The sequence below is a fragment of the Vibrio rubrogenes genome (genome assembly GCF_059641415.1).
Genome location: NZ_JCARSY010000005.1, coordinates 105,819 through 124,364 on the forward strand (window position 1 = coordinate 105,819; position 18,546 = coordinate 124,364).

At 45.5% G+C, this 18,546-nt stretch carries 12 protein-coding genes and 1 riboswitch; of the genes, 8 read left to right on the forward strand and 4 right to left on the reverse strand.

All coding sequences use genetic code 11. From position 1 onward, the window contains the following. The first annotated feature begins 145 nt into the window (after positions 1–145). Positions 146–1,432 carry a 3-phosphoshikimate 1-carboxyvinyltransferase gene (aroA, locus tag AC55NX_RS05810; RefSeq protein ID WP_496994883.1) on the forward strand — a complete coding sequence of 429 codons (1,287 nt, stop codon included), beginning with the start codon at positions 146–148 and terminating at the stop codon, positions 1,430–1,432. An 84-nt stretch (positions 1,433–1,516) separates the two neighbouring features. Here aroA and AC55NX_RS05815 read toward each other — a convergent pair whose 3' ends face one another. After that, on the reverse strand, positions 1,517–1,783 hold the full coding sequence (locus AC55NX_RS05815) for a YciN family protein (RefSeq protein ID WP_496994884.1): 267 nt from the start codon (positions 1,781–1,783) through the stop codon (positions 1,517–1,519). A gap of 433 nt (positions 1,784–2,216) precedes the next feature. On the opposite strand from AC55NX_RS05815, the gene topA reads away from it, so the two are divergent. The 3 genes from topA (at position 2,217) to glgA (ending at position 7,899) form a co-directional block, all read left to right on the forward strand. Further along, positions 2,217–4,838 carry a type I DNA topoisomerase gene (gene topA, locus AC55NX_RS05820; RefSeq protein WP_496994885.1) on the forward strand — a complete coding sequence of 874 codons (2,622 nt, stop codon included), beginning with the start codon at positions 2,217–2,219 and terminating at the stop codon, positions 4,836–4,838. Between the two features lie 384 nt (positions 4,839–5,222). Beyond that, positions 5,223–6,440, forward strand: coding sequence for a glucose-1-phosphate adenylyltransferase (glgC, locus tag AC55NX_RS05825; protein ID WP_496994886.1), 1,218 nt, complete (start codon positions 5,223–5,225; stop codon positions 6,438–6,440). Position 6,441: 1 nt separating this feature from the next. After that, complete coding sequence (gene glgA, locus AC55NX_RS05830) at positions 6,442–7,899, forward strand: glycogen synthase GlgA (protein WP_496994887.1); 1,458 nt, start codon at positions 6,442–6,444, stop codon at positions 7,897–7,899. 152 nt (positions 7,900–8,051) lie between these two features. Here the strand turns inward: glgA and AC55NX_RS05835 are convergent, their stop codons facing one another. From AC55NX_RS05835 to elyC, 3 genes are all read right to left on the reverse strand, one after another. Then, complete coding sequence (locus AC55NX_RS05835; protein ID WP_496994888.1) at positions 8,052–8,642, reverse strand: TfoX/Sxy family DNA transformation protein; 591 nt, start codon at positions 8,640–8,642, stop codon at positions 8,052–8,054. A gap of 128 nt (positions 8,643–8,770) precedes the next feature. Further along, a riboswitch (cyclic di-GMP riboswitch) is annotated at positions 8,771–8,856 on the reverse strand. 142 nt (positions 8,857–8,998) lie between these two features. Beyond that, positions 8,999–10,009 (reverse strand): HTH-type transcriptional repressor PurR, encoded by a 1,011-nt coding sequence (gene purR / locus AC55NX_RS05840; protein WP_496994889.1) that lies wholly within the window; start codon positions 10,007–10,009, stop codon positions 8,999–9,001. 295 nt (positions 10,010–10,304) lie between these two features. Continuing rightward, a complete protein-coding gene (gene elyC, locus AC55NX_RS05845) occupies positions 10,305–11,135 on the reverse strand; it encodes an envelope biogenesis factor ElyC (RefSeq protein WP_496994890.1) in 831 nt (276 codons plus the stop codon). Between the two features lie 87 nt (positions 11,136–11,222). Between elyC and cmoM the strand changes: the two genes are divergently transcribed. The 4 genes from cmoM to mukB are packed head-to-tail and all read left to right on the forward strand — an operon-like array spanning position 11,223 to position 18,517. Then, on the forward strand, positions 11,223–12,002 hold the full coding sequence (gene cmoM / locus AC55NX_RS05850) for a tRNA uridine 5-oxyacetic acid(34) methyltransferase CmoM (RefSeq protein ID WP_496994891.1): 780 nt from the start codon (positions 11,223–11,225) through the stop codon (positions 12,000–12,002). 14 nt (positions 12,003–12,016) lie between these two features. Then, entirely contained in the window at positions 12,017–13,360 is a 1,344-nt protein-coding gene (mukF, locus tag AC55NX_RS05855; protein ID WP_496994892.1) for a chromosome partition protein MukF, read from the forward strand. Beyond that, complete coding sequence (mukE, locus tag AC55NX_RS05860) at positions 13,338–14,066, forward strand: chromosome partition protein MukE (protein ID WP_496994893.1); 729 nt, start codon at positions 13,338–13,340, stop codon at positions 14,064–14,066. The genes mukF and mukE overlap by 23 nt, the downstream gene beginning before the upstream one ends. Further along, complete coding sequence (gene mukB / locus AC55NX_RS05865) at positions 14,063–18,517, forward strand: chromosome partition protein MukB (RefSeq protein WP_496994894.1); 4,455 nt, start codon at positions 14,063–14,065, stop codon at positions 18,515–18,517. The genes mukE and mukB overlap by 4 nt, the downstream gene beginning before the upstream one ends. The last annotated feature ends 29 nt before the right edge of the window (positions 18,518–18,546 follow it).

Here is an 18,546-nt window from a genome sequence, read left to right on the forward strand (position 1 = left end):
GATAGATGTTAACGGGATGGTTTTTCTGCCGAATTGACGTTTTTGATACTAGTTTTCACTCAGGAATTTCGATAGTCTCACTGTACGAAAAATTTTCACTGCTCATCAAAATGAACTCGAGTGGTGCAAGGAAAACAATCTTTAAATGGAAAGCCTTACATTACAACCGATCAAAACTATTCAGGGTGAAGTCAATTTACCCGGTTCAAAAAGTGTATCCAACCGAGCGTTACTTTTAGCAGCCTTAGCCAAAGGAACAACACGTCTCACGAATCTGCTCGATAGTGATGATATTCGCCATATGTTGAATGCATTGAAATCACTGGGTGTATCCTATCGTCTTTCCGAGGATAAAACGGTTTGTGAAGTGGATGGATTGGGACATGCTTTCCAATCAGAAAGTGATGTTCTGGAACTGTTTCTCGGTAATGCAGGTACAGCGATGCGTCCTTTAGCTGCAGCTTTGTGTCTGGGAACCGGAACCTATACGCTGACGGGTGAGCCACGCATGAAAGAGCGGCCGATCGGCCATTTGGTGGATGCGTTGCGTCAGGCCGGTGCAGATATTCAGTATCTGGAGAATGAGAACTTTCCGCCCCTCCGGATTTGCGGCACAGGTTTAAAAGGTGGAACTGTCCACATTGACGGCTCTATTTCCAGCCAGTTTTTGACGGCATTTCTGATGTCAGCACCGCTTGCTGAGCGTGAAACACACATTGAGATCGTCGGCGAATTAGTCTCGAAACCGTATATCGATATTACGCTGCACATGATGGCTACGTTCGGTGTCTCAGTTACCAATAACGATTATCGGGAATTTATCATTCAGGGTGGACAATCTTATGTGTCGCCCGGTGATTTCCTCGTTGAAGGCGATGCCTCGTCGGCCTCTTATTTTCTTGCCGCCGCTGCGATTCAAGGTGGCGCGGTGAAAGTCACAGGGATCGGAAAAAATAGTATTCAGGGTGATATTCATTTTGCGGATGCGCTAGAAAAAATGGGCGCTAAAATTGAGTGGGGAGATGACTACATCTGTGCTCATCGCGGTACGTTGAAGGCTATCGATATGGACTTCAATCATATTCCTGATGCAGCCATGACGATCGCAACCACTGCACTGTTTGCCGAAGGAACGACTGCCATCCGTAATGTGTATAACTGGCGGGTGAAAGAAACCGATCGTCTGACTGCGATGGCAACGGAACTTCGCAAAGTCGGCGCTCAGGTTGAAGAAGGGGAAGATTATATCATTATTACCCCACCGGCGGTTTTGCAACATGCGGCAATTGATACCTATGATGACCATCGTATGGCGATGTGTTTTTCACTGGTTGCTTTGAGTGAGACACCGGTGACGATTAATGATCCGGGTTGTACGTCAAAGACGTTTCCTGATTATTTTGAGCGTTTGCAAGGTTTAAGTCGTCCATGATGACAAAACCAGCAGCGATGTCAGGTGTATCCGCAAGAGCCGCTTACTTGATGTAAGCGGCATAAATTGACGATATTCAAGCTTCTATCGTGTTTCGCTGGTTTCATCTTGAAGCGTAAATTCTTTAGACAGTTGATGAGCCAAATATTTGAACATATTAAATACGGCAGTTGTTTTTGCAGTTGGCAAGCCTTGTTCATCGAAAAAATAATTGCCTTTAAATACTAGGACACCATCTTTTTCTTCAACGGATTCTGCGCGCATTCCTTCAATATAATGTTCGTGTTCCTGAATCAATTGATTGGCAATCATCAGCAGATCTGAAGCGGAAATGTTTTTTTTATCGTTCATTCGTCCTCCTTTCATCCAAGTCGGCTCATTTTATACCGAAATGGCTCTGATATGCAGTTTTTGTGAGAAAATGCTCGTTCAGAAGCCAGAATTATTGTGGTCATCATGGTTTATTCTGTGACTTATCCCATAGAACAGTGGATTTTTTTCGAGAGATGCCGAGAGTCCATTTAGTATACGCAGGCAGTTTGAGGTAGCCGCTTGAGAATGTGTACCATCATAATGCAAGACGGTATCCTGAGTAAGATGACCTGAGTGTATCTGGGTTTTAGACTAAGCTAAAATTCGATTCGGACAATTGTCGAGCAATTAAGTATCAATTTGCAAAAACAGGTTGATCTTCTGGTTATCTCGCTCGATAGTAAAAAGAAGTCTAATTTTAAGTGTAATTGCGGCCAAGTTCGCATTTGTATTAAGGACATTTGAGTCAATTATGGGTAAATCACTGGTTATAGTGGAGTCTCCTGCCAAAGCTAAAACGATTAATAAATATCTTGGCCGAGACTATATTGTGAAGTCTAGTGTCGGTCATGTCCGAGATCTTCCTACCTCTGGTCAAGCAAGTTCAACCAAAAAATCAACGCCTGTTTCAACGAAACATTTAAGTGCAGAAGAAAAAGAACGTTTAAAAAAAGAGAAAGAACGCAATGCACTGATTAAAAAAATGGGGGTTGATCCTTACCATGGTTGGGAAGCGAATTATCAGGTGCTTCCGGGCAAGGAAAAAGTCGTTTCTGAACTTCAGAAGTTAGCAAAAGATGCTGACTGCGTTTACCTCGCAACGGATTTGGACCGAGAGGGGGAAGCGATCGCATGGCATCTGCGCGAGATTATCGGTGGTGAAGAGGACCGCTACAAGCGAGTTGTCTTTAATGAAATCACCAAAAATGCAATCCAACAGGCTTTCCATGAGCCCGGAGAGCTGAATATGGATGGCGTGAATGCTCAGCAAGCACGTCGTTTTATGGATCGTGTTGTGGGGTTCATGGTTTCTCCGCTGTTATGGAAGAAAGTTGCTCGCGGTCTGTCCGCTGGCCGGGTTCAGTCCGTTGCGGTCAAGCTACTGGTTGAAAAAGAGCGAGAAATTAAAGCATTCGTGCCGGAAGAGTTCTGGGATATTCATGCCGATACCCAAACACCGGATGGGAAAGCTCTACGGCTGTTGGTCGCGCAAAAAGATGGTGTGGCATTTAAGCCACTGAATGAGCAGGATGCGAAAGCTGCGGTCAGCGTGCTTGAATCGGCACAATATGAAGTATGTAAGCGGGAAGATCGTCCTACATCGAGCAAGCCTTCTGCGCCATTTATTACCTCGACACTGCAACAAGCCGCAAGTACGCGCTTGGGATATGGTGTGAAGAAAACCATGATGCTCGCGCAACGTTTGTATGAAGCGGGTTATATCACTTATATGCGGACTGATTCGACCAATTTGAGTACCGAAGCGGTCGATGCTGTGCGAGATTATGTGCAAACCAATTTCGGGAAAGCATATTTACCCGACAGTCCCAATGTGTATGGCAGTAAAGCGGGGGCACAAGAGGCCCATGAAGCAATTCGTCCTTCGGATGTCAACGTTTTGGCTGATGCGCTGGAAGGGATGGATGCAGATGCCCATAAACTATACACATTAATCTGGAATCAGTTTGTTTCTTGTCAGATGACGCCTGTTCGCTATGATTCAACCACGGTTAGTGTAAAAGCTGCCGAATATACCCTAAAAGCCAAAGGGCGTATTCTGAAGTTTGATGGTTGGACTCGTGTTCAGAGACCTCTGGGTAAGAATGAAGATCAAATTCTGCCGGGTGTGCAAATCGGTGAAAAGCTCTCTTTAGATGCATTGGATCCGAAGCAACACTTTACCAAGCCACCGGCAAGATATACCGAAGCCGCACTGGTGAAAGAGCTTGAGAAACGAGGGATCGGTCGTCCATCGACTTATGCGTCGATTATCTCCACTATCCAAGATCGCGGCTATGCAAAAATTGAACAACGACGTTTCTACGCTGAAAAAATGGGTGAGATTGTCACGGATCGTTTAGATGATAGTTTCAATGATCTGATGAACTATGATTTCACTGCCCGAATGGAAGAGAAGCTGGACCAGATTGCTGAAGGGCAGGTGAAATGGAAAGGTGTCCTTGATAACTTCTTCAGCGATTTTTCTGTTTCTCTGGAACAAGCCGAGAAGCAGGAAGAAGAAGGCGGTATGAAACCGAATCATATTGTTCTGACGGATATCGAGTGCCCGACATGCTCTCGGCCGATGGGTATTCGCACGGCCTCTACAGGTGTGTTCCTCGGATGCTCTGGATATGCTTTACCACCGAAAGAGCGTTGTAAGACGACGATTAATCTGGGTGATGAGGATGGGATCATTAATGTCCTTGAAGAGGATGTTGAGACTGCTGCCCTGCGGGCAAAGAAGCGTTGTCCTATTTGTGAAACAGCAATGGATGCTTATCTGATTGATGATAAGCGGAAATTACATGTCTGTGGTAACAATCCGAATTGTGACGGTTATATTGTTGAGCATGGTGAATTTAAGGTTAAAGGATACGACGGGCCCGTTGTTGAATGTGACAAATGTGGCGCAGATATGGTGCTGAAAAACGGTCGTTTCGGCAAATACATGGGATGCACCAATGAGTCATGTAAAAATACCCGGAAAATTCTGAAAAATGGTGAGATAGCTCCACCGAAGGAAGAACCGGTGCATTTCCCTGAGTTACCATGTGAAAAATCGGATGCTTATTTTGTCTTGCGTGATGGTGCATCCGGACTGTTTATGGCCGCCAGTAACTTCCCGAAATCGAGAGAAACCCGGGCACCGTTAGTTGAAGAATTTGCGCGTTTTGAAGAGCGAATTCCTGATAAGTTTAAATATCTTGCTTCAGCGCCAAGCCATGACCCCGATGGTGTCCCTGCAGTCATTCGGTTTAGCCGTAAATCGAAAGAGCATTATGTGCGTACGGAAATTGACGGTAAACCCACCGGCTGGACCGTTCTGTATGTCGATGGTCAGTGGGAAGTCACAGATAAGAGAAAAAAGTAAAATCATAATGAACTAAGGCAGCAAATCGCTGCCTTTTTTATATCATCACTCATTTATTTGTATTGTTATATTATTTGGGATGTTCCGGCAGTATCGAGATCGGTAGGGAGGCTTGGTGATGATTTCATATAATCCCTTGGTCTGCGCTGTAGCATGATGCTCATAATATTCTTACTTTTTTTGCTTTCTGTGAACTAGATTGGGAGTTCGAGACGCTAACCGATAGGTGCTTCACTAGTTTGGTGTTTGAATTTTGTATTCTGTGATAATCCCGATAAGTTATAAACAACGCGTTGCATTAATTTTTTGTGACATAAAAAAGTAAGTATCGGCCTATGGCACTAGGTCGCAGCAGATTATAAAAGGTAATATGGAGTTTCAATCATGGCTGGTGTATTGAGTATGATCTTAGCTGGTGGTGAAGGATCTCGGCTGAGACCTTTAACTGAAGGCAGAAGTAAACCCGCAGTTCCGTTTGGAGGAAGCTATCGGTTGATTGATTTTGCTCTGAACAACTTTGTCAATGCGGATTTAATGCGTATTTACGTATTGACCCAATTTAAGTCTCAATCACTCTATGTCCACCTGAAAAAAGGTTGGAATGTGTCTGGTATTACGGATCGATTCATTGATGTTATCCCTGCTCAGATGAGAGATGGAAAACGTTGGTATGAAGGAACCGCTGATGCCATTTATCAAAATGTTCGTTTCATTGAACTTGCCTCACCTGATTATGTTTGTATCTTCGGCTCTGATCATATCTATAAAATGGATGTTCGTCAGATGCTGGATTTTCATAAACAAACAGAAGCCCATCTGACCGTCTCTGCATTACGAATGCCAATCAAGGAAGCATCTCAGTTTGGTGTGATTGAAGTGGACAGTAATGGAAAGATGATCGGCTTTGAAGAAAAACCGGACAAGCCTAAGCCAATTCCCGGAGAACCGGAGTGGGCGTTAATTTCGATGGGAAACTATATTTTTGATGCGGACGTTCTTTGTGATGAATTGAAAAAAGATGCAGTCAACGAGCATTCCAGTCATGACTTTGGGAAAGATATTATTCCGAAACTTTTTCCTGAAGGGCATGTTTACGTTTACGACTTTTCGACCAATAAAATCAAAGGTGAAAGAAAAGCCACCTATTGGCGAGATGTCGGAACTATCGATTCTTATTGGGCCGCCAACATGGATTTGCTGAATAATGATCCCTTGTTTTCACTGTACAATCGAAGTTGGCCACTGCATACCTATTATCCACCATTACCTCCGGCAACGTTTGTGGATGCCGATGATCGCCGCGTCAAGATTACGGATAGTCTGGTGTCGGGCGGTAGTTATATTCAAGGGGCGACAATTTTTAAATCAATTCTTGGTTATCGGAGTAATATTGCTGCTGGTTCTCATATCAGTGAATCTGTTATTTTAGGTGATGGAAAGATTGGTGCCGGTTGTACGATAAAGCGGACTATTATTGATAAGCATGTTGAAATTGCACCCGGCACCGTGATTGGTGAAGACTTAGAATTGGATAGGAAACGGTTCTATGTCTCTGAAGGGGGAATTGTCGTGATTGCAAAAGGAATGAAAGTTGGATTCTAACATGGAACAAATCGATGTATGGTTTACCGTTTCAGAAGTTGAAGGGATTGTAAAAAGTGGTGGCTTGGCTGACGTTGCAAAAGCGCTTCCGACGGTTTTGAGTGGCATGGGGCATCGTGTAAGAATTGTGTTGCCGGGTTATCGTCTCGTGCCGGATAAAGCTGACACAGCTGTGATTTTGGAGACTGAACTGTCTCATTGGCCCCATACAGCGTATCAAGTTCGTAAGTTTGACCGGGACGGTGTTGAAATTTACTTGATTGACTGTGATAAATATTTTGATCGGCCAGAGCTGTATTCTGAACATAATCGGGCCTATGCCGATAATGGGGAACGCTTTGGATTCTTTTCTGCCGCGGCACTGGATGTTTTGCCCAAATTGGGGATTCAGCCCGATATCATTCATACCAATGACTGGCATACCGGATTTGTCCCTTTTCTATTAAAAACACGTTATGCCAACGATCCCTATTTTCAGCGGATGAAGAGCATATTGACGATCCATAATGCCCTGTTTAAGGGGGTATTTTCTTATGATGAATTAGAGATTATCCCTGAATTGCATTTAAGCGGTATGACATCCCTACAGTATGGTCACGGTTATGTGAGTATGCTCAGAGTCGGCATTGCGTATGCAGATAAGATCAATGCCGTTAGTCCTCACTATGCTGCGGAGTTATTGACACCACTTGGTGCTCACGGATTAGTCGATGATTTTGTCCGCCGTGAAAGAGATCTGTTCGGTATTATTAATGGCTGTGACTATTCGGAGTGGAATCCGCGCATTGACAGTTATATTCCACGCAATTACACCAACGAGCCTGATTCGTTAAAAGAAGGGAAAGCAACCTGCAAACGTCAGCTACAGGAAGAGTTGTTATTGCCAATCCGGGATGTCCCCGTGTTTGGGATGGTCTGTCGTTTGACCTATCAAAAAGGGTTCCACTATCTACTACCGATTCTGGAACAGTTTCTGCGCAATGACGTACAACTGGTGATTGTCGGGACTGGGGAGCCGGAGATTGCGAATCGTCTACACCAGATCTCTGCGACGTCATCACAGAAATTTGCGTTTGTTGATGCTTACAGTAACCGTTTTGCTCATTTGGTTGAAGCTGCTGCGGATTTCTTTCTGATGCCATCTGAGTTTGAAGCGTGTGGATTAAATCAGATCTATAGCATGGCTTATGGCACGTTACCGATCGTTCGAGAGGTAGGCGGCCTGAAAGACACGGTTTTTGACTATGACCATTTCCCGGATAAAGCGACGGGGTTCAGTTTTATGGAACCGACTCCGGAAGCATTACTCATCTGTATGCAACGTGCATTACTGTTCTACTTACAGCATCCAGAGAAAAAGCTAAATATACAGTTGCGTGCGATGCAGCAAGATTTCCGTTGGGAAGATTCTGCTCAGCAGTATGTTCGGATGTATGAAGCCGCGTTGATGGGCTACTAAACGTATGCATTGAATCTCATTCTCTTGAGAAACAACAAATGATAAAAAACAACAAAGCACCGTTAACGGTGCTTTGTTGTTCAGGCTCAATGACCAAATGGGAGTGTATACTTTGGGGCATGTATACGATAGGGGGAAGCTTGTTCAACAAATTAAATTTGCCGAGCCAGCTCATCGCGTCTTGCCTGAGAAATCACTGACCAGTGCTTTCCTTCAATCGCACCTTCTAATGCCCATAAGAGCTCTAGCGGTGGTTGTGTAGAAGGATGAGAGTTCAAAATCGCTTTATATGCACTGAGAGAACCTCTCTGATGAAGTTCTTCAACGGAATGAATACCTGCTTTGCGTAGCATCCGTTCGGTTGCCAGGCGAAGATTCGGTAGATCTTTCAATCGTTGCGGTTTTGTCTCTACATGAGTCGTTTTTTCATCTTTTGCATTCAAATAGGCTTGTTTGGCGATATTAAGAATCGTATTGACATCATCCCAATAGTCAGCGGGAAGTGCAAAATACTTAGTCACAACAGGAAAACCGCGCTTTGTATACACATAAGGTTCAAAACCTTTTGCTTTAAACGTTTCCAGTGAGTGACTGTCTGCTCGTATATGTAGTTTGTCTTGAACGACAAGTGCAAACATTATGTCGTTTACGAAAATACCAAACCCGCCGAACATTGAGCGTGATTTGACACGGCCCAGTTGTTCAAAAAGCCGCATTGAATCTCTAAGAATTGGTTTATCCATGCTTTACGTCTCGGTGTATTTTTAAATGAATACGCCACCAAAGTCAGGTCCGAGAATTTAGCAAAAGAATGCAGGAAGTATGTTAACAAAACGTCAAATGATTGACGAACATGAAATGCATTTTTGCCATCGGTAACCCCGCTACCTATCATCTTCATGGTTTAGGCCGGAGGCTTTGCGTCCCATCTTTTCAGATGGTTTGCCCTGTGCGTGACACTTTTCCAGTACGGAATTATGAAGTAACTATCCTAATAATCACTCCACAATGTGTGATTCTAGTCCAATTAATAAAGGTTATCAATAGAAAGAAAGTGGTTGGAGGAATGACCTCCCTCCAACAAAATGTCAATCAGGTGTTAATTTTTGTTTAAATCTTTAACGGTATTGCGTTCCACAATTTCAGGATGCATTTCAAACGTACGGCGCTCATGTTCTTTACTTTTGATCCGTTCCAATAAGATTTCAAAAGCATTTTTTCCGACCCGACGTTTCGGTTGGTGAATGGTTGTCAGTGGCGGAGAAAAATATTCAGAGATCTCAATATTGTCGTAACCGATTACCGAGATATCTTCAGGAACCTTGATGCCTCTTTGTTGTAAACGGCTCATCAGTCCCAAAGCCATCGTGTCATTGAAGCAAAAAACCGCAGTGGGTTGTTCATCCATCGCAATAATTTTATCAGCCGCCAAAACCGCAGTATCACACTCAAAGTTGCCTTCCAGAATCCAGTCTTCATTGGGCGTCAAACCCACTTCAGCCATCGCTCTGCGGAAGCCCTGAATCCGCTCCAGACAAGCTGCTTTTGACAACTGTCCACTCAAACAAGCGATCTTGCGGTGACCTTTATCAAGCAGATATTTAGTTGCAAGATAGCCGCCTTCTTCTGAATTATCGATAATTTTGTCAGCTTGAGAGCTTTCTGGGCCCCAGTCCATAATGACTTTGGGAATATCATTATACGCTTCCAGCATTTCTAAAAGTTCGGCGGTCAGATCGGAGCACATGACTAACATCCCATCGACCCGTTTCTCAGCCAGCATCCGGATATAGTCACGTTGTTTTTCATATAAACCACCGGTATTACACAAGATGAGCGTGTAGCCTTGTCGGTAACAATAGCTTTCAACACCGTCAATCACTTCAGAGAAAAAGGGGTTGGTAGACTGCGTCACTAACATCCCGATTGTACGCGTTGAGTTGCATTTCAGACTCCGGGCTACGGCACTTGGTGCATAGTTCAGTGTCTTCACGGCTTCCATGACTTTTTCCTGAGTCGTTTCTGCCACAAATCGAGTTTTATTAATTACATGTGAAACAGTTGTTGTTGAAACTCCCGCCAAGCGGGCAACGTCTTTTATCGTAGCCATAGGTATTGTCCTGTCGCTTATGCTGAAGATCCAGCAATCCGGAGCAAATTACAATTGAAAGTTGAGTTATGAAGATTTTATCTACTGATATAATCGGATAACCCGTACTGAAATTACATTGCGAGGTTATCCGGCAATAAGGACAAAAACCGCTAAATTTAGCGGTTTTTGTCTGGTATAGAATATGCTTTAACCGCGAATTCTAGACTGCCGGTTCCGTAATAGCAATCAAAATGAGGAACTCGGCTGTTTGTTCCGAGCCTGAATCGGACTAACATAGGGAGATAGCATCATATTACAGCTCTTGTTTCACCGGTTCAGAGACGGTCGCTTCCTGATTGGCGACCCAGTTTTTCAAATAGTGCCAAAATTTTCCCAATGTTTCATGCCAATATTTCTCCGTCTGCTCAAGATAAATCGCTTTAGGGGCATATTTTATCCACGGTTGCGCTATATTTTTATAAGACAGGTAGTTGGTCGGTGCCGGGATTGGATTGAGTCCGGCAGATTGAAATTCATGCAATGCGCGATCCATATGACTGGCAGATGTGACGAGTACTAATTTTCTCGGTCCGACAAAACTTGCGGCTAACTGGGCTTCTTCCCAAGTATCTTTCGCACTTTCCAGTAGCACGATATCTGATTTTGCCACACCGAGTGATAAGGCAACTCTTGCCAACATTCGGGCATGACTGAATAGGGTACCGCCGGCATATCCGGAAAGAATCAGGCGAGCCCCCGGGTACATCCGCATAATCCGGATACCTTCTGTGAGTCGCATCAGTGCTGAGCGACTAAGCTGAGATGTCGGTGGGAGCTGATCATCGACGACATGACCACTGCCGAGAACCATGATGTAGTCGATGCTACCTTCAACGGGTAAAAAGGCCGAATACTTGCGTTCCAGTGGTGCGAGAAGGCGATCAGAAACAGGTTGAAATGATGCCAGAAACAGCAATGTGTAAGAGAACAGAACAATCAGGCAACCGGTTTTCCTTTTGGTTGAAAACATAATCATCATCAAGCCGATAAAACCGATGATGAGCAGGGCGGGAAGGGGCATCATTAATGCAGATATGATTTTTTTAAGCTCAAACATATAAGAAATAGTCCGAAAAAACAGCAATTGAGATTAAAAACGAATAATCCTCTTTATTCCTGCCATTCCTATGACAGAATAGCAGCACGATTCGTTATCATAACTCAAGCTACTGTGACTGAAGATCGCAATTTCGACGATATTGCCCACAAATTTGCAAAAAATATATATGGCTCTGACAAAGGTATGATCCGTCAGATCATTGTGTGGGAAGATATTCAAACTATTTTAACATCATTTTCTCCGGAACAGTTCCCACTTTCGGTGCTGGATGCCGGTGGCGGGTTGGCACAGCTATCGCAACGGCTCGCGATGCAGGGACATCAGGTGACGTTATGTGATCTTTCTTCTGAAATGTTGCAGTTGGCGCAGACCGATATTGAAAAAAATGGTCTGCTTGCGCAGTATCGCTTTGTCCATGCGGCAGTGCAGGATATGCAACAATATATCGCCGATCCGGTTGACTTATTGATGTTTCATGCCGTGATGGAGTGGTTGGCTGACCCGAAGGATGCGCTGGAAAAATTACTGGCTCAGGTCCGGAGCGGTGGCGTTGCGTCTATCATGTTTTACAATCATCACGGATTGGTGCTGAAAAATGTCATATGCGGAAATATTCCCCATGTGTTGGATGGTATGCCATATCGCAAACGATTTAAGTTGCAGCCGCAAAAAGGCCTGAATCCAGAGGCGGTCTATCAATGGATAGAAGCTTGTGGATTCAGTATTGAGGGTAAAAGCGGTATTCGTTCATTCAGTGATTACATTGGTAATCGCCAGAATATGGGGGAATACAGTGAAGAAGATGTACTGGCGCTTGAAAGGCAATTATGTCGGCAAGAGCCCTATTTATCTCTGGGCCGTTATATTCATGTATGGGCCAGAAAAAAGTAAAAATGATGGAAACAATGATAGACGAATTGGCGCAACAAGCCGAAGTACAACCAATCGATGAATTGGTTGGATGGGTCAGGCAGCATGACTTGTCTCTCAACCTGGATACTGAGCGGCTCGCTTTTTTGATTGCGATTGCCGTATTGAGTCGGGATCGATTTGATGACGAACTCGGTGAAGGGGAATTACATGATGCATTTGCAATCGTTACTCGATTCTTTGATGAGACCGGGGAAGCGTCCGCTTTTCGGGCCAATAACGCGATCAATGATTTGGTTCACCAACGGCTTATCCGGCGTTTTACCAGTGAAGTGACCGATGGTGCGAGTATCTATCGGTTATCACCATTGGCGATTGGCATCACTGATTATTATCTGCGTCATCGTGAATTTTCTAAACTGAAACTATCGATTCAATTGTCGATTGTTGCTGATGAAATGGCCAAGGCCAAAGATGCTGCTGAAAAAGGTGGCACTGTATCTCACTGGCAAAAGAATGTTTATGGGGTTTTGAAATATTCCGTGGGTGAGATTTTTGATCAAATCGATCTCAACCAGCGGGTAATGGATGAGCAGCAACAAGAAATTAAAGAACAGATTGCCCAGTTGTTGAACAAAGACTGGCGTGATGCGATTCAGAACTGTGAATCACTCTTGTCAGAGACATCATCAACGTTGAAAGAGTTACAAGACACGCTTCAGGCTGCCGGTGATGAAATGCAGACGCAGATTCTTGATATTCAGGAATGTGTTTATGGTGAATCCGAGCTGGATTTTATTGAGGAAATATTATTTCAGCTACAAATTAAACTAGACCGAATTATTAGTTGGGGCCAACAGGCCATTGACTTATGGATCGGTTATGACCGTCATGTCCATAAATTTATCCGAACCGCAATTGACATGGACCAAAACCGTGCGTTTAGTCAGCGTTTGCGTCAATCAATGAATGACTACTTCGCGGCACCTTGGTTCCTGACCTTTGCCGATGCGGAGCGCTTTATGGACATGCGGGATGAAGCCTTGGTTCTCCGGGACGATGAAGTCACAGGGCAGGTTCCCGAAGATGTTGAATATGAAGAATTTCAACAGGTCAACGATGTGTTGGCAGAACAGATTGGTGAAATGCTCACCGTGCATAAAGATCAAGGTACACCGATTGATCTTGGCATCATTTTAAAGAATTACCTCACAGAACATCCAAGAACGCATCATTTTGATTTAGCCAGAATTGTGGTCGATCAGGCAGTTCGGCTGGGATATTCAGCGTCTGATTATCAGGCGATTCAGCCAGATTGGCAGGCAATCAATGAATTTGGTGCAAAGGTACAAGCAAATGTCATCGACAGATATGAATGAATATATGCCAGAGAAACTGGTCAAAGCACTTTCCAATCCGCTATTTCCGGCATTGGATAGTTTATTACGTGCCGGCAGGCATGTTTCCGGTGAAGATATGGATAATCACACATTTTTGTCCGATTTTGAGCCTGAGCTGGCCCAGTTCTATCAGCGTTATAATACCGAGCTGGTTCGGGCCCCTGAAGGTTTCTTTTATTTAAGGCCGCGTTCCACATCATTGCTCAATCGGAGCGTGTTATCTGAACTCGACATGTTGGTTGGCAAGGTGCTTTGCTTTTTGTATCTCAGCCCTGAGAGACTGGCCCATGAAGGGATTTTTACCCATCAGGAATTATATGAAGAGTTGCTTACGCTGGTCGATGAGAAAAAGTTGATGCGCTTGGTGACTTTCCGGGCCGGCGGGTCGGATCTGGATCGGGAAAAGCTGTTTGAAAAAGTCAGGACGTCGTTACGAAGACTGCGCCGAATGGGAATGCTAGTCGTTCTGGGAGAGAGTGAAAAGTTTCGGATTACCGAAGCAGTGTTCCGCTTTGGTGCAGATGTCCGTGTCGGTGATGACATGCAAGAAGCGCAATTGAGATTGATTCGTGATGGTGAAGCGGTTGTCCCTAGCCGGGATAGTCATGAAGTGGTGGAAGATACCGATGAGGAGACAGCAGAAATCTCATCAGGAGCATTAACAGGATTTGAAGGTGAAGCATGATTGAAAGAGGTAAATATCAATCGCTGACCATGATCAACTGGAACGGTTTTTTTGCCCGTACGTTTGATATTGATAATTTGGTCACCACACTTTCCGGTGGGAATGGTGCAGGGAAATCAACCACGATGGCGGCCTTCATTACCGCGCTGATCCCTGATCAAAGTCTGCTGCATTTTCGTAATACCACCGAAGCGGGCAGTTCCCAGTCGTCGAGAGATAAGGGGTTACACGGCAAACTTCAACCCGGTACTTGTTATGCAGCGTTAGACGTTGTCAACTCCCGTAAGCAGAGAGTGTTGTTCGCTGTCCGGCTACAACAGGTTGCCGGTCGGGATAAAAAAGTCGATATTAAGCCGTTTCTGGTTCAGGGTCTGCCCAGCCATGTTCGCCCCACTGATATTTTGATTGAAACTCTTTCAGATCAACAGGCACGGGTTCGGACCGTCAATGAAGTCAAAGATGCTGTTGCAGGCTTGGAAGGGACGCAGTTCAAAACATTTAGCTCAGTGGTGGATTACCATACCCAGATGTTTGAATTTGGGGTCATACCGAAAAAAATGCGTTCGAGTAGTGACCGCTCCAAATTTTATCGTTTGATTGAAGCCTCTTTGTACGGCGGTATTTCCAGTGCGATAACGCGTTCGCTGCGGGATTATCTGTTGCCGCAGAATGGCGGGGTGAAAAAAGCGTTTCAGGATATGGAAGCAGCACTGCGTGAAAACCGGATGACGCTTGAAGCGATTAAAACCACGCAAGCGGATCGGGATCTGTTCAAACATCTGATTACCGAATCGACCAACTATGTTGCGTCTGATTACATGCGTCATGCCAATGAGCGGCGCAGCAAAGTCGAACAGGCACTGTCATTCCGCCAGACACTGTTTGGGGCTCAGCAAACCTTAGTGACGCAAAGCGAGCTGCTGACTCGCGTTAAAGATGAACTCGATGAACTGACGGAGCAGGAATCCGCACTGGAGCAAGATCACCAGAGTGCATCTGATTACCTACAACTGGTGCATAACGCATTACGTCAGAAAGAAAAAATCGAGCGCTATCGGGAAGATCTGGAAGAGCTGAATGAGCGGCTGGAAGAACAACTGATGGTGGTTGAAGAGGCTCAGGAACAGACGTATGAAGCTGAGCAGCATGCCACGATTCTAGAAGATGAAGTCGATAGTCTGAAGTCGCAACTGGCCGATTATCAGCAAGCACTGGATGTGCAGCAAACCCGAGCTCTTCAATACCAGCAAGCCGTTCAGGCTCTCGAAAAAGCGAAAGCTGCGCTGGATGATGACAGTCTCACGGCTGAAAATGCATCGCAGAAAATTCAGACCTTGAATCAATCACAGCACGAGATGACCGAGCGAGTTTTGCAACTGAAACATCGTCTGGATATGTCAGCCGCTGTCGCCACTCAGTTTGAACAGGCATTTCAGTTAGTCCAATCTGTGCTCGGTGATGTGGCGCGTCATACCGCCTATGAACACGGTGTAACCCTGATTGAGAAATCACGACAATGCAAACAACTGATTGCGCAGGAAAAACAGTGGTACACCCGTCAGAGTGAAGTTTCCCGTCAGTTGGAGCGCCAGAATAATATTGCGGCACTGGCCGATGCCTACCATCAGGAACATCAGGAAACGCTTGATGATGAATCGACGATCAATGAAGCGCGTGAGAAACATCAAGAAGTCCTGGATGTTGTCGAAGAAGAACTGATTGCACTTCGAGAATCACGTAGTGATTTGCGCCGGAATCAGGAAGATGTTCGGGCGCAAATTCAGCGATTAGAGAAGATTGCCCCACAGTGGATTGTCGCGCGTAATGCATTGGATGATCTGCGTGAACAGAGCGGTGAAGCGCTGGAAAACTCACAAGCTGTGTTTTCTCATATGCAGCACACGCTGGAACGGGAAAAACAGCAGACATCAGAGAAAGAAAAATTAGCATTACAGCGTCACAATCTTGATCAAGACATTGAACGTCTGGCTTCTCCCGGCGGAGCCAATGATGCACGGTTAAAATCGCTGGCTGATACATTAGGCGGCATGCTGTTATCTGAAATTTATGATGATATTACGCTGGAAGACGCCCCTTATTTCAGTGCGATGTACGGGCCGGCCAGACATGCCATTGTTGTCTCTGATTTGTCAGAAATTCAGGCGCGCTTGGCGGAGTTGGATGATTGTCCGGAAGATGTCTATATCATTGAAGGCGATGTTGATGCGTTTGATGACAGTTCGTTTGATGCCGATGAACTTGAAGGTGCGGTGTGTGTCCGTCTGAATGATCGTCAGATCCGCTACTCTCGTTTCCCGGAGATTCCTTTATTCGGCCGGGCAGCAAGAGAGCAGCGACTGGAGCAACTGAGGGCGCAGCGAGACGATATTGTTGAGTTGTATGCCAAAGCTTCATTTGATGCGCAAAAGCTGCAACGTCTGTATCAGGCATATCAGATGTTTGTGGCGTCTCATATGACGACAGCGTTTGAAGCGGATCCGGAACAGGCACTGCAGACGTGTCGTGAGCAGTTGAATCAGTTTGGTCGCTCACTGACTGAACTGAGCCATCAGGAACAGCAGCTACAAACCCGGCAACAACAGAGTAAAAACGCGTTATCTCTGCTTGAGAAGGTTGCGCCTTTTGTTCATCTGTTGGCCGATGATACATTGCAGGATCAAGCCAGTGAGATTGAAGACAGCCTTGCGGAGCTGGATGAGGCCAAACGGTTTTTAACGCAACATGGTCCGGCAATCGAACAATTGAGTCGCTGTATCAATGCTCTCGAAAACGATCCGGAACAGTTTGACGCGCTGGAAAGTGAGTATCACGACGCTGACCAACAGTTGCAGCAAGTGAAAACCCAGATTTTTGCCATTTCGGATTTGATCGAGCGCCGTCATCATTTGCGTTATTCCGATGCGGTGGCGTTAGTCAACCAGAGTGATGTATTGAGTGAGCAGTTGAAAGAGAAATTACAGCTTGCGGAATCACAGCGCGGTGAAGCCAGAGAAGTCTTGAAGTCGCGTCAGGGGCAGGCCAGTCAGTATCACCAAGTTCTGGCATCTCTCAAGAGTGCACATCAGTCAAAACTCGAAACCGTGCAGGAGTTTGAGCAAGAGTTACAAGAGTTGGGCGTGCATACCGATACGAGTGCTTTGGAACGCGCAGAACACCGTAAAAATGAGCTGTACGAGCGTTTGCATGTTTCCCGGCAACGGCAGAGTGAGCTGGAGAGAACCCGGACATCGACTGAAATGGAGATGACCGCGTTGAGCCGGCAACTGAAGAAGGTTGAGAAAGAGTATCGTGATCTCAGAACGTTTATCGTCAACGCCAAAGCCGGATGGTGCTCGGTATTGAGATTAGCTCGAGCGCATGATGTTGAGCGACGTTTACATAAACGCGAGCTGGCCTACCTGTCGGCAGGAGAGCTTCGTTCGATGTCAGATAAGGCATTAGGCTCTCTACGGCTGGCCGTTGCCGATAATGATACGCTGAGGGACGCTTTACGTCAGTCTGAGGATAATGCCAGACCGGAGCGTAAAGTCCTGTTTTATATTGAAGTGTATCAGCATCTACGTGAACGGATTCGTCAGGATATCATTCGTACCGATGATCCGGTTGAAGCAATTGAAGAAATGGAAGTTGAGCTTGCCCGCTTGACGGAAGAGCTGACCCAGCGAGAATCACGTTTGGCAATCAGTTCTGAGTCGGTCGCGAGTATTATTCTCAAGACCATTCAGCGCGAGCAGAACCGAATCCGGATGCTCAACCAAGGTTTGTCCAATATTCATTTTGGTCAGGTGAGTGGGGTTCGTTTGAATGTCAAAGTGCGTGAAAGTCATGAAATGTTACTGACCGGCTTGTCAGAACAACAGGCACAGCATCAAGACTTGTTCAACAGCCCGCGCTATACCTTCTCTGAATCAATGGCGAAACTATTCCAGCGGGTCAATCCACATATTGATATGGGACAGCGTTCACCTCAGGTATTAGGGGAAGAATTACTCGACTACCGGAATTATCTGGAACTGAATGTTGAAGTCAACCGGGGTGCCGATGGATGGTTACAGGCCGAATCTGGTGCGCTCTCGACCGGGGAAGCGATCGGGACCGGCCAGTCGATTCTGTTGATGGTCGTGCAGAGCTGGGAGGAAGAATCTCGTCGTCTGCGCAGTAAAGATATCGTTCCGTGTCGTCTTTTGTTCCTCGATGAAGCAGCACGTCTCGATGCCAAGTCGATTTCAACACTATTTGAGTTGTGTGATCGATTAGATATGCAATTGTTGATCGCAGCACCGGAAAATATCAGCCCGGAAAAAGGTACCACCTATAAATTAGTGCGTAAGATTCACAAAAATCATGAACACGTTCATGTGGTTGGTCTGCGGGGGTTCGGCCACAATCAAACGTCTGAATCCGAAGACCTGACGGCGGAAGCTTCCTAAGGTTAGCCGGATTGATTGCCGGTTGAATC

What these genes read in the sequence shown, in the direction of transcription:
- AC55NX_RS05815 (WP_496994884.1), bottom strand. Translation starts at nt 1,783, where the DNA reads ATGAACGATAAAAAAAACATTTCCGCTTCAGATCTGCTGATGATTGCC.
- glgA (WP_496994887.1), top strand. Translation starts at nt 6,442, where the DNA reads ATGGAACAAATCGATGTATGGTTTACCGTTTCAGAAGTTGAAGGGATT.
- mukE (WP_496994893.1), top strand. Translation starts at nt 13,338, where the DNA reads ATGTCATCGACAGATATGAATGAATATATGCCAGAGAAACTGGTCAAA.
- mukF (WP_496994892.1), top strand. Translation starts at nt 12,017, where the DNA reads ATGATAGACGAATTGGCGCAACAAGCCGAAGTACAACCAATCGATGAA.
- AC55NX_RS05835 (WP_496994888.1), bottom strand. Translation starts at nt 8,642, where the DNA reads ATGGATAAACCAATTCTTAGAGATTCAATGCGGCTTTTTGAACAACTG.
- aroA (WP_496994883.1), top strand. Translation starts at nt 146, where the DNA reads ATGGAAAGCCTTACATTACAACCGATCAAAACTATTCAGGGTGAAGTC.
- mukB (WP_496994894.1), top strand. Translation starts at nt 14,063, where the DNA reads ATGATTGAAAGAGGTAAATATCAATCGCTGACCATGATCAACTGGAAC.
- glgC (WP_496994886.1), top strand. Translation starts at nt 5,223, where the DNA reads ATGGCTGGTGTATTGAGTATGATCTTAGCTGGTGGTGAAGGATCTCGG.
- purR (WP_496994889.1), bottom strand. Translation starts at nt 10,009, where the DNA reads ATGGCTACGATAAAAGACGTTGCCCGCTTGGCGGGAGTTTCAACAACA.
- topA (WP_496994885.1), top strand. Translation starts at nt 2,217, where the DNA reads ATGGGTAAATCACTGGTTATAGTGGAGTCTCCTGCCAAAGCTAAAACG.